Genomic DNA, 11,995 nt, shown 5'->3' with positions numbered 1-11,995 from the left:
CATGTTCAAATACAAAAGCCCTCTTAGCCGGCTTCTCGAAGGTGCCGGCAAACCGAAAGAGAACGAAGCCGAGGAAGCTGTAACGCCAGAGGCGGAAAAGACCGAACCAATCGCCGATTTCAATGCCCTGCGCGAAGCGCTGGCAGGTGGCAATATGACCTCGGACAGCTACGAAGAAACCGATGAGTTGGTACCCGAAGAGAAAATGCCAGATTTCTCTGAGGAAGGCGCGCTGGACACAACTGAGGCTGAGGATGAAATCGTCGTCGCTGAAGTTATCGCAGAAGTTCAGGACGTGGCGGACGAGGCACCCGCGCCCGAAGCAGAGACCGTGTTGACGCTGCACTCGGCAGTTGAGGAAGAGGTCGAAGCGGTCACTGAAGAGGTTGTCGAGCACGAAGTAGTTCAAGTCGTGGACCCCGAGCCGGAACAGATTATCGAGGTTGTCGCTGACGAACCCGCCGCAGAACCGGTTGCAGAAACACCGGTCGCCGAAGAACCGTTGGTTGAGGTTGCACCGGTTCCGCAACCCGCGGCTGCCGAAGATCGTCGTGGTCGCGTCAAGACAACCTTCCTGGGTTTCGAACGCGCCGATACACATGTGCAGGACCTCATTGAGACAGCAGAACCTGCAGCCAAAACCGACAATGCCGAACAGTCTTTCCCGGTTGGTTGGCTGGTCATCACTGGCGGTCCGGGTCGGGGTGCAAGCGTAACGCTGACCGAGGGCTTGATGCAGATTGGACGCAATGACGATCAGGCCATTCAACTGGACTTTGGAGACACTGGTATTTCCCGCAGCAACCATGCGGTGATTGCCTATGATCCCGAGGACCGCAAATGTTACTTGGGACACGGCGGCAAGGCCAACCTGGTGCGCCTGAACGGCAAGCCGGTCCTCAGCACCGTCCCACTGTCCAGCGGGGACCTGATCCGCATCAGTGAAACCTCAATCCGCTTTGCCGCCTTCTGTGACGATGGCTTTGACTGGCGGGATTCCTGATAGATGCTGGCGACACCGGCATATGATATTGCGCTGATCCTGGACAAGGGCCAGCGTGACACGCAGGAGGACGCGGTTGCCTCGCGCATGTTCGATGCGGCGAACGCAAGCTATGTCGTCGTCGCTGACGGCATGGGCGGGCATGCGGCGGGCGAAGTCGCCTCTGACCTTGTGATCCAGGCCTGGCGTGACGCGTTAGATGCTGAGCTTGAAGGTACAACAACACCCGAGTCCGCATTGATCGACGCGTTGCCCCTGGCGGCGATGCAGGCCAATGCCTCCATCGCCCGCTATTCCGAGGAACAAGAGGCTGGATTCAACATGGGCTCGACCATGTTGGGCACTTTGTTGCTGGGCCAACGGCTGTTCTGGATTTCGATCGGCGACAGTCCACTATACTTATTCCGGGACGGAGAGCTGTCGCAGATCAACGAAGATCACTCGATGGCACCCATGATTGATGCGCAAATGGCCGAAGGCACTTTGACCGAAGCCGAAGCGCTGGCGCATCCTGACCGCAACCAACTGACTTCGGTCATCATGGGTGCTGCAATTCCAAAGGTCGATTGCCCGGAAACCCCGTTGGACCTGACACCTTCGGATGTTTTGGTTCTGGGAAGCGACGGCCTGCAATATCTCAGCAACGCAGAAATTCAGGCCATTCTTCAATCCAATGCCAGCGGGCTTGCACAAGACATAGCCGGGGCGCTGCAGGCCGCGCTGAACGCTAAGGGCGACCCGGATCAGGACAACATCTCAATCGGTGTTGTCAAACTTACAAAAAACTAAACAAGGCAAAGCAACAGGACCCATGAGAAACCATCTGATCATATCAAGCCTGGCACTTGCTGCCGCAGCGGGCACTGCCTCGGCGCAACAGGCGTGCTCAACCTACGAAATCCAACGCGGCGACAGCCTGCGAGAGCTTACGATCGAAGTGTATTCGACCGAAGACTTTCGTATCATTTACGATGCAAACCGGGACGTGATCGGCAACAACCCGAACATCATCCGGGTGGGTGACGTTCTGACCATGCCTTGTCTGGAAGAGATCGGCCGTGCCCCGGCCGCTCCGCAGACCGAAGCCGAGGCAATGGCCGCGGAAATGGCAGCCGAGCTGGTCAAGGCCGCCGAGGATCGCGCGGCGAAAGCCATCGCCGAGGCGGAAGCCCGCGTTGCCGATGCCGAAGCAGAAGCCAAAAAGGCAAGCGAAGATGCAGTGATCGCCGCAAAAGCGGCAGCCAAGGACGAGATCGAAGCCGCCCGGGCAGAAGCCGCAGCGCTGATCCGTAATGCAGATGCCGGCGAACGCCCGGAAATCCGTGACCGTCAGTTGTTGCTTATCACTGGCGGTGACTATGCGCCGTTCACCGACGAGGCACTGCCCAATCGCGGGCTCTACACCTACCTTGTCGAAACAGCGATGCTGCGTGCCGCGCCCGAACAGTCCTATAAAATCCAGTTCGTCAACGATTGGTCATCGCATCTGGACCTTCTGATGCCGACACTCGCGTTCGATGCCACCTTCCCCTGGTCGCGTCCAAACTGCGAAGAGGCCGGGGCGCTTTCTGAAAAAGATCGTGCGCGGTGTGATACATACAACTTCTCTAACCCGTTCTACGAAGTTGTGGACACGTTCTTTGCCCGCGACGGCTCGGGCTATGAGCAAACGCTGACCTATGCCGACTTCGCCGGGACAACCATCTGTCGCCCGGAAGGCTGGTCCTTGTCGCACATGGATACGGTCGGATTGTACGAACCGGCAATCTCGCTTTTGCGTCCGGTTTCACCCGATGACTGCTTTCACGCGCTTATGAACGGGACAGCCGATATCGTCGCAATCGAAGCTCATCTAGCTGTCGAGGCAATCGGCCGACTGGGTTATGAACACCGTATCATCGAGAACCCCAATCTGGCGGCAATCAAGTCGCTTAACGTCATGACCCACAAAGATAATCCGGATGGGGAAGCGATCCTTGAGACGCTCAATCAGGGTCTGGCGATCATGCAGCAATCCGGAGAGTGGCGAGACATCGTGGCAGCCGCTCTGCGTCATCAAATGGAAAACGGTTAAGGCCCCTTTTGGCCTAACTATAAGAAAAGTCTAGAGGAAGTGGACATGTTTGAAATCAACCTTAAGAAAGTTGCACTGTCGGCCACCGCCGTTACCGCTCTGAGCGCCGGCGCCGCCGCTGCGCAAGAAGCTTGTACCAATTATACAGTTGCGGACGGCGACACGATGGCGACCATTGCGATCGCAGCATACGGTACGTCGAACTATCAGCCGATCTTTAACGCAAACCGCAACATCATCACCAACCCAAACGCTCTTGAGCCAGGTCTGGTTCTGGCCTTGCCCTGTGAGGATGGTAGCCTGCCAAACGGTCAGTCCGCGCAGGAACTGATCGCAGCAGAAGAGCAACGCGCGGCAAGCGTCAAGCGATCAAATGTCTATGCCCCCCCAATCAAAATGGTGGCGGGTAACGGTTGGGAACCCTTCACGAGTGAAGCGCTGGGTGGCGGCGGTATTATGACCCGTCTGGCAACAACCAGTCTTCAGCGTGCTGGCAACAGCCGCGATTACTCCGTCAGCTTTGTCGACGACTGGAGCTCGCATCTGGACACTTTGTTGCCGCTGGGCGCGTTCGATATTTCAATCGCCTGGACCGTCCCGGATTGTACGAACCGCACATACGAATGGTCGTCCGAAACTGAAGCGCGGTGTACGCAATTCGTGGCTTCTGTCCCTGTATACGACATCGTAGGTGGTTTCTTCACTCTGCCGGAAAGCGACTATGCAAGCGCGACAAAGTTCGAAGACTTTGAAGGTTCAACCATTTGCCGCATGTCAGGTTGGAGCATGGTGGTCCTGGAAGAAGTCGGACTGAACCGCGAAAATACCAATGTGGTCCAACCTAACTCTGCTCGCGAATGCCTTGATGCCGTTCTGACCGGCACAGCGGATGTCGCCGCGTTTGAAGTCGATCTGTTCGCTTCGACCATGAACGACATGGGATTGACTTCGACAGATCTGGTCGAAAACCCCTATGTGTCGACCTTGTCCTCGATGAGCTTTCTTGCACACCGCACCAACCCGTTCGCACGTGAGTACATTGCGATGATGAACAAGGGCCTGAACGAAATGCGTCAGTCCGGCGAGTGGTACGCGATTATCTCGGACACCCTTCGCGAACAAAACGAAAAGCTGAACGCAGCATCTAACTGATCATTCGACTTTTCGCGCGAATTGGGCCGGTCATTTGACCGGCCCTTTTTCGTTTTAAACAGCTGGTTTAGCTATAGGTTGAACCCAAAATTCCCAAAAGTACGGGAATCCCCTAATTTCCAAAACTCATGGATTAGTTAACGTGAAATCAACTACACCGGTGAGGCTTCGGCCTGACCACTCACTCAAAAAAGGGCCGACTTTGGGGGTTCGGCCCTTTTTTCTATTGATCTCACCAATCTGAAAACACCCACGCCGCAAAGCGTGGGTACTGTTTATCAGCCGATGATCGCGTTCAGTGTCGCGCTGGGGCGCATTACCGCTGCGGTCTTGGCAGGATCGGTGTGGTAGTATCCACCGAGATCCGCGGCAGCACCCTGAGCGGTCGCCAGCTCAGACAGGATCTGACCTTCGTTATCCGCCAGCTCTTTTGCGATCGGCGCGAATTCTGCTGCCAATTCAGTATCATCCGATTGCGCGGCCAGAGCCTCAGCCCAATAGCGTGCGAACCAATAGTGGCTGTCGCGGTTGTCCGGTTGTCCAACTTTACGGCTGGGCGATTTATTGTTGTCCAGAATGCCTTGCGTGGCCGCTTCGGCCGCAGCACCCAGAACACCCGCTTTGGCGTTGCCCTTGTTGTCGGCCAGGAAGTTGAGAGATTCACCCAAAGCACAGAACTCACCCATCGAGTCCCAGCGCAGGTGGTTTTCCTCAACCAATTGCTGCACGTGTTTCGGAGCGGACCCACCCGCGCCGGTTTCGAACAGACCACCGCCATTCATCAGTTTCACAATCGACAGCATCTTGGCCGACGTGCCCAGTTCCAGGATCGGGAACAGGTCAGTCAGGTAGTCACGCAATACGTTGCCCGTGATAGCGATGCTGTCCATACCTGCCGTAATGGTTTCCAACGACTGGCGGGTCGCCTCGCGCGGAGCCATGATCAGGAACTTGTCGGCCACACCAGCCGCCTCAAGTGCCGGTTTGACGTATTTGATCAGTTCCGCATCGTGGGCGCGGTTTGCGTCCAACCAGAAGATGGACTCGGACCCGGTCAAACGCTGACGGTCCATGGCCAACTGGATCCAGTTTTCGATCGGAGCTTTCTTCACAGTGCAGGCGCGCCAGATGTCGCCCTTTTCAACGTCATGCGAATGCAGCGTCTCGCCATTGGCCAGAACGATACGGATGGCACCGTCGGCCGGCGCTTGGAACGTTGTTGGGTGCGAACCGTATTCTTCCGCTTTTTGCGCCATCAGGCCGACGTTGGCGACAGCACCGACAGTTGCAGGGTTCAGTGCGCCATTGGCTTTGAAAAAGTTGATGCTCTCATCATAAACCGATGCATAGCAGCGGTCGGGGATAACACAGTTGGTGTCGCCCTTGGCACCGGCCTCGTTCCAGCCTTTTCCGCCTGCCCGGATTACGGCAGGCATCGAGGCATCGATGATCACGTCTGACGGCACGTGCAGGTTGGTTATGCCTTTGTCACTGTCGACCATATACATGGCCGGACGGTCGGCTTTGATCGCGTCGATGGCGGCCATGATGTCGGCATTGCCCTGAACACGTTCCAGCAAATCGCCCAGACCAGAATTAGGGTTCACACCCAAAGCGTCCAGTTCAGCGCCGAACTTTTCGAATACCGGGGCCAGCCAGGCTTTGACCGCAAAGCCAAAGATGATCGGGTCCGAGACCTTCATCATCGTGGCTTTCATGTGCAACGAGAACATGGTGCCGTCTTTCTTGGTGTCCTCAATCGCATCTGCCAGGAAGGATGACAGCGCCTTGACCGACATGAAAGTGGCGTCTGCAACTGTGCCCTCGGCCAGTGGCCAGGCGTCCTTCAGGACAGTGATGCTGCCGTCTTTGCCGACGAATTCGATCTTGACATCACCGGCCTGAGCGGCGGTAATGGTGGCGGACTTCTCGTTGGCATAGAAATCATTGCCAGACATCGACGACACTTTGGTTTTGCTGTCCGACGCCCATTCCCCCATCGAATGCGGGTTCTTCTGAGCATAGTTCTTCACCGCACGCGCCGCGCGACGATCCGAGTTACCTTCGCGCAGTACCGGGTTCACAGCCGAGCCTTTGATAGCGTCGTAACGCGCTCGGATCGCCTTTTCTTCATCGGTCGACGGCTCTTCGGGGTAGCTCGGGATGTCGTAGCCCTGTGACTGCAGCTCTTCGACGGCAGCCACCAGTTGCGGGACCGATGCCGAGATGTTTGGCAGTTTGATCACGTTGGCGTCCGGCGTTTTCACCAGCTCGCCCAATGCGGCCAAATCGTCGGTGATGCGCTGTGCATCAGTCAGTTTATCCGGAAAGGTCGAGAGAATACGACCGGCCAATGAAATATCCTTGGTGCCAACACTGACACCTGCGGCACTAGCAAACTTGCGAATGATGGGCAGAAACGAGGCGCTGGCCAGTTCGGGCGCTTCGTCTACAATGGTATACAATATGTCGAAGTTCGAGTTATCTGCCATATTCTTTTACCTTTTTTAAACCTTTCGGGGCGTGCGATCCAAGAGTGTTCCACTTTTGCGTGGCGTAGGGGGGGGCGCGTTTCTCCTACCGCCCCGACGGTGACTCTGATTTGACAGGGCCTCCCATAAATCAGGAAGGGCCTGGGATCAATCATCTAAAGCGCGCGCATATTGCCACGGGTAGTCAGATTTACGGATTGGACCATGGGTATAACTATTGATCAGTAAGTTTGCGGGTAGTTATTGATACAGCTTTTTTGCCGGTCCAAAACGCCTTGAACCCGCCTTCGTTTGCAATTTGGTTCACGTGATCTTCAATTGCGGTGTCCAAATGCTCAACAGAACCAGCGTCCGCCTCGCGTGGAACCGAGGTTCCCGCTCCCCGCATGACTCGGGTCGAGATCCAGAACCTTCTCAAAACCATGAATAGCGGCAGATGTGTTTCCTTGATCCCTGTCGAACTGGGCCTTGTGAAACAATGCCTCAGTGCTGCTTGGTGCAAGCGACAGAGCTTTTTCATACGCTGTTTCAGCAGATTGGACATCGCCCGTCGCGTGATAGGCAATAGCACGCCACAAAGTTGAATGTGGGTCGTCGAGAGCGAGAGCCAAAGCACTGCTATAGTCCGAAATTGCTTTTTCGTACTGTTTGCCGCTGTAGTACGCCCAACCACGAGATCTCAGCAGCGTGCTCCGGTTTTTTGGGGTAACATCCACGCCATTCATCAAAGTTGTGCAGGCCGCAACCACATTTGCCATGCCGCCTTTGTTGCCAAGGCATGACTGGGCCAGCTGCGTGTAGTTTGGTCCAGATTTTGATGGTGAATTGAAGGACAGCAACAACGTGGCGATCACAATAGCCAGGGCGGCAAGACGAATGTGCATTACACCTCCAATCTGTTCAAATCACTCACCTTAAAGTGGCAATCCAGAACCTATACTCAAGGAAACGGGTCGCCAAATTTGCGTAATGAAACGGAAAAGACACAAGCGCAATCGCAGAAGTTGATCAAATGCCCCAAGTGTCACTCAACCGATACCCACCCGGCCAGGGGTCGTCTGGATCAAGCATGTGCTGATGGGTTCCGGTGATCCATCCGCGCCCGCTGATTTCTGGAATGATAGCGGGTTGGGCACCAACTTGCGTTTCCCGAACAATCCGCCCGGTAAAGCGCGAGCCGATGACCGAAACAGCTTCGAAGGTTTGCCCGACCGTCATCTGCCCTTTGGCCGCCATTAGCGCCATACGCGCAGATACCGCTGTGCCAGTGGGCGAGCGGTCCACCTTTCCGGGCTGAATGGCAACGGCAGATTTACCGCGCCAACCAGTCGGGGTCTTTTCAAGCGGGCCACAAAAAGCGCAAAAGGAAATGTGGGTCCAATCCGGGTTCTCAGGATGCGAGAACCCCAATTGGGCATTGGCGGCATTCGTAATTTTAACGCCGGTCCGGGCGATTTCACGCGCTTCGTCTTGGGTTATGTCAAACCCCAGCTTGGCGGCATCTACAACCACGAAACTGTCGCCTCCAAAAGCCGTATCAACAGTCAGCGTGCCCAAACCCGGAACCTCTAACGGGACAGAGAGCTTACCCGCAAAACTGGGGAGGTTCTGCACGTGGATCCGTTCTGCCTTACCGCCCCGGCATTCAGCGCGCACGCGAACCAGGCCTCCGGGCGCTTCAAGCGTCAGAATTGTCTCGGGTTCTTGCATTGCTATGATCCCGCTATCCAGCAATACCGTCGCAACACAGATTGAGTTTGAGCCGGACATGGGTGGAGTGTCCTCGGGCTCCATAATGATAAAGGCGGCATCGGCATCCGGATGTTTGGGCGGAACCAGAAGATTGACATGACGAAACACACCGCCTCGCGGTTCGTTCAGTACGAAATTTCGTAACGTTTGATTGTTGGCGATATGCGTCCGTTGCTCCCAGATCGTGTCACCGGGCGGCGGAGAGACCCCGCCAACGATGACGTCGCCGACCTCGCCTTCGGCATGGGCCGACACAACATGAATGGTCTTAATGCTGCGCATATCCCCTCCTTAAAATCGGGTGGCGGCGTAAGGCGACAATGATATTGGTGGGTCTTGCCCATCGACCAGCGCCCCGACGAGTTCCGCAGTTCCCGCAGATTGGGTCAGGCCCAAATGCCCGTGCCCGAATGCGTAAACGACATCCGCCGATTTACGAGACGGGCCGATCACCGGAATGCTGTCCGGCAACGATGGACGATACCCCATCCATTGCGTGCCACTTTCGGTTTTTAGTCCAGGCAGGAACGCCGCCGCCTTTTCCAACAAAATATCGGCGCGCTTGTAGTTTGGTGGTAAGGTTAACCCGCCCAGTTCGACGGCCCCCCCTACACGCACGCCACCATTTATTTTGCTGGCAACAAAGCCGTGGCGCGAGAATGTTAGGTGCATACGCAAATCAAATGCGCCTTCCGGCAAAGTCGTATTGTATCCACGCTCGGTTTCCAGTGGAATGCGATCGCCCAATGTTTGCACTATGTGGTGAGACCAGGCACCTGCGGCAACCACCACCTTGCTCGCTTCAATTGTTCCGTCCGCGCATGATACGCGCACACCATTTTCCTGCGGTAACAGGGTTCGGATATTTTTCCGTTCGAACCGACCGCCTCGACCCTGAAAGACCTCAGCAAGGTGTTCGACCCATCGCTTCGGATCAACAGTGTTCAGCCAGTTCGGTGTAAACCCCGCATGGGTGAACCGAGGGCTGAGGCCCGGCTGCATCTCAGCAATCGCGGCCGGGCTTTCAAGCAGTTCAAATTCGATCCCGTGTTCGCGGCGCAAGTTCCATGTCGGCAAACTGGCGCGATATTCAGCCTCGCCTTCATACAACTGCATCTGCCCATCGCGTTGCAACAAGTATTCGGCGTCGACGTTTGGTATCAGCTGTTCAAGCGTAGTTTTGGATAACGCCATCAAACTGGCTTGTGCGCCAAGTAAGTTTTCATAGCGATCCGGTCGACTGGCCCGCCAAAACCGGTACATCCACGGTGCAATTTTCAAGGCGTAGGCCGGCGGGATAGACAGTGGGCCCAACGGATCCAACAACCACTTTGGAGCTTTTCGCATGATGCCGGGCGTGGCTAGTGGTTCGACCTCAGAAAAGGCAAAGGCACCGGCGTTGCCGGCTGATGTTTCGGCCGCGACGCCCTTACGGTCCAATACAAGGACGGAATGGCCGCGTCGTTGCAGTTCGAGCGCGGTCGTAATCCCAATTACTCCGGCACCGATGACAACGACTTGTGGGGTCATGTTTCGATTCCGGCTTTGAAAGGATCGTGTTCGTCGAACAACAACGTGGCCTCAGCCATGATAAAGGCCTGCCCGGTGATCGAGGGGATAACACCCCCGTTTGGCCCGGGCTGGTAAGACAATTGATAGGAACTGCCAATCACGCTTTGCTGGATGATCTCCTGACTCGGCGCCAAACGGCCGTCGGCCGCCAGACAGGCCAGCCGAGCCGAACTGCCCGTTCCACATGGTGAGCGGTCGTAATTGTCATCGGGGCACAGAACGAAATTGCGACTGTGTACCGCCGGGTCCGGTGAAGATTCCTGTAAGATGACATGGTCAATCGGTTCGCCATTTTCTCCACCAGCCCCTTGCGCGATCGAGGCTTCGCGGATGGCGATCGACATGTCCGTTAGGTTACGAATGTTCACGGGCTCGACCGGGATCGGGCTGGGGTCAACGATGAAGAACCAGTTGCCGCCATATGCAACGTCGCCTGTGACATGGCCATAGCCCGCGACATCCAGGGTAATGTCCTGATGAACCCTGCGGCTTTCAATGTTGGTCACGGTAACGGTGTTTGCATCGTGCAACTTGACCGTCACTACACCAGCGGGCGTTTCGATCCGGTGTTGGCCTACGTCGATTCGTCCCAGATGAGCCAATGTGACCGCCAAACCGATGGTTCCGTGCCCACACATGCCCAAAACGGCGTCGACATCGAAATAGATCACACCGGTCACGCATGTCGGATCAACCGGCTCGACCAGTAACGCAGCGACCATGGCTGGCTGACCGCGCGGCTCTAACATGACCGAGCGATAGAACGCCTCATGTTCGGTCGCCAGGCGACTTGCCCGCTCAGTCAAAGACCCGGATCCAAGTCCCGGCGCGCCATCCAGAATGACGCGCGTCGGTTCACCGCCAGTGTGACTGTCGATCACATGCATTCAGCGATCACCCCACCCTGCCTCGACCAATCGGCGAACCATGTTTGGAACAGATCATATTGCTGCTCGCAATAATTACGCTGTGCATCGGTCAGTTCATCCGTTTCGTTAAAGTGCAGGCGGTATTCCTGCTCCCCGTTCAGGACCAGCAAGTGCTTGTAGTAGAGCACCAAATCCGGGCCTTCGTCAAAGCTGGAAAGCACTTGAATCGCCTCTGTGAGTTCCTGCGCACGTTGGCGGGCCTCGGCATGGCCTTGCGCCGCCTTTTTGGACAGGGCGGCCAGCAGCAACGCTTCGCGCGGCAAGGCTGTGCCTATTCCCGTGATCGATCCGGTTGCACCGCAATTTACGATACCGTGGTAAACCTCGGTATCAACACCAACCATTAGGGTGACCTGATCATCCTGACTGGTGATGTTTTCAGCCGCATAGCGCAGGTCGTCTTTGCCACCGAACTCCTTGAATCCGATCAGGTTTGAATGTTCCGCGCGCAGAGCAAAGAACAGATCGGCCCGCGTAGCAAAGCCATAATACGGACTGTTGTAAATGATTGCCGGAACATCGGGGGCGGCTGTCAAGATCGCTTTGAAGTGGTTCTTCTGTGCGGTAGGTGAACTGCCGCGAGACAGAACGCGTGGAATGACCATCAGGCCAACGGCGCCTACCTTTTGCGCATGGGCTGCATGGGCTACGGCGGACTTGGTGTTGATGGCGCCGGTCCCGACCACAACGGGCAAACCCCCATCGACCAAACGCTCGACGCCTTCCATCCGCTGCGCATCTGTCAACAAGGGCCAATCCCCCATCGAACCGCAGTAGACCACCGCGGACATACCCGCCCCGATCATCTGCTTTCCTTTGTGCACCAAGGCATCAAAGTCAGGCGTCCGGTCGGGTTTGCATGGTGTCATCAGAGCGGGCATCGTGCCGGTGAACACATTGGTCGACATTGGTAAATTCCTCGATGGCTGGGCGGTTACACACGCTTTTGGAATCGCCATAACGGATATTGGATACAAAATCCAGAAAAATTGAAAACGCGCCGGATCGATGATCGGGCGCG

The 11,995-nt window shown here is 56.2% G+C and carries 10 protein-coding genes; 4 read left to right on the top strand and 6 right to left on the bottom strand.

Features of this window, described 5'->3' with window-relative positions; all coding sequences use genetic code 11:
• Position 1 precedes the first annotated feature (1 nt).
• The 4 genes from AC2FFP_RS12905 to AC2FFP_RS12890 are packed head-to-tail and all read left to right on the top strand — an operon-like array spanning position 2 to position 4,229.
• The gene (locus tag AC2FFP_RS12905) at positions 2–1,003 is read left to right on the top strand and encodes an FHA domain-containing protein (protein ID WP_496766417.1); all 1,002 of its coding nucleotides are present in this window, start codon (positions 2–4) and stop codon (positions 1,001–1,003) included.
• 3 nt (positions 1,004–1,006) lie between these two features.
• Positions 1,007–1,792: a PP2C family protein-serine/threonine phosphatase gene (locus AC2FFP_RS12900; RefSeq protein ID WP_496766413.1), complete on the top strand. Its 786-nt coding sequence runs from the start codon at positions 1,007–1,009 to the stop codon at positions 1,790–1,792.
• 22 nt (positions 1,793–1,814) lie between these two features.
• The gene (locus AC2FFP_RS12895) at positions 1,815–3,077 is read left to right on the top strand and encodes a type 2 periplasmic-binding domain-containing protein (protein WP_496724718.1); all 1,263 of its coding nucleotides are present in this window, start codon (positions 1,815–1,817) and stop codon (positions 3,075–3,077) included.
• A 45-nt stretch (positions 3,078–3,122) separates the two neighbouring features.
• Positions 3,123–4,229 carry a peptidoglycan-binding protein LysM gene (locus tag AC2FFP_RS12890; RefSeq protein WP_496881121.1) on the top strand — a complete coding sequence of 369 codons (1,107 nt, stop codon included), beginning with the start codon at positions 3,123–3,125 and terminating at the stop codon, positions 4,227–4,229.
• Positions 4,230–4,507: 278 nt separating this feature from the next.
• Here AC2FFP_RS12890 and AC2FFP_RS12885 read toward each other — a convergent pair whose 3' ends face one another.
• The 6 genes from AC2FFP_RS12885 to AC2FFP_RS12860 form a co-directional block, all read right to left on the bottom strand.
• Positions 4,508–6,721: an NADP-dependent isocitrate dehydrogenase gene (locus AC2FFP_RS12885; RefSeq protein WP_496881120.1), complete on the bottom strand. Its 2,214-nt coding sequence runs from the start codon at positions 6,719–6,721 to the stop codon at positions 4,508–4,510.
• A 335-nt stretch (positions 6,722–7,056) separates the two neighbouring features.
• Positions 7,057–7,605: a tetratricopeptide repeat protein gene (locus AC2FFP_RS12880; protein ID WP_496724723.1), complete on the bottom strand. Its 549-nt coding sequence runs from the start codon at positions 7,603–7,605 to the stop codon at positions 7,057–7,059.
• Between the two features lie 124 nt (positions 7,606–7,729).
• Positions 7,730–8,755 (bottom strand): trans-3-hydroxy-L-proline dehydratase, encoded by a 1,026-nt coding sequence (locus tag AC2FFP_RS12875; protein ID WP_496881119.1) that lies wholly within the window; start codon positions 8,753–8,755, stop codon positions 7,730–7,732.
• 9 nt (positions 8,756–8,764) lie between these two features.
• Positions 8,765–10,003 carry an NAD(P)/FAD-dependent oxidoreductase gene (locus AC2FFP_RS12870; RefSeq protein WP_496766404.1) on the bottom strand — a complete coding sequence of 413 codons (1,239 nt, stop codon included), beginning with the start codon at positions 10,001–10,003 and terminating at the stop codon, positions 8,765–8,767.
• Positions 10,000–10,932 carry a 4-hydroxyproline epimerase gene (locus tag AC2FFP_RS12865; protein ID WP_496766402.1) on the bottom strand — a complete coding sequence of 311 codons (933 nt, stop codon included), beginning with the start codon at positions 10,930–10,932 and terminating at the stop codon, positions 10,000–10,002. The genes AC2FFP_RS12870 and AC2FFP_RS12865 overlap by 4 nt, the downstream gene beginning before the upstream one ends.
• Positions 10,923–11,882: a dihydrodipicolinate synthase family protein gene (locus AC2FFP_RS12860; protein WP_496724731.1), complete on the bottom strand. Its 960-nt coding sequence runs from the start codon at positions 11,880–11,882 to the stop codon at positions 10,923–10,925. Before AC2FFP_RS12860 ends, AC2FFP_RS12865 begins: the two co-directional genes overlap by 10 nt.
• Positions 11,883–11,995 lie beyond the last annotated feature (113 nt).

This window comes from Ruegeria sp. YTSC004, assembly GCF_059609805.1.
This window is presented reverse-complemented; position numbering and strand designations above follow the sequence as displayed.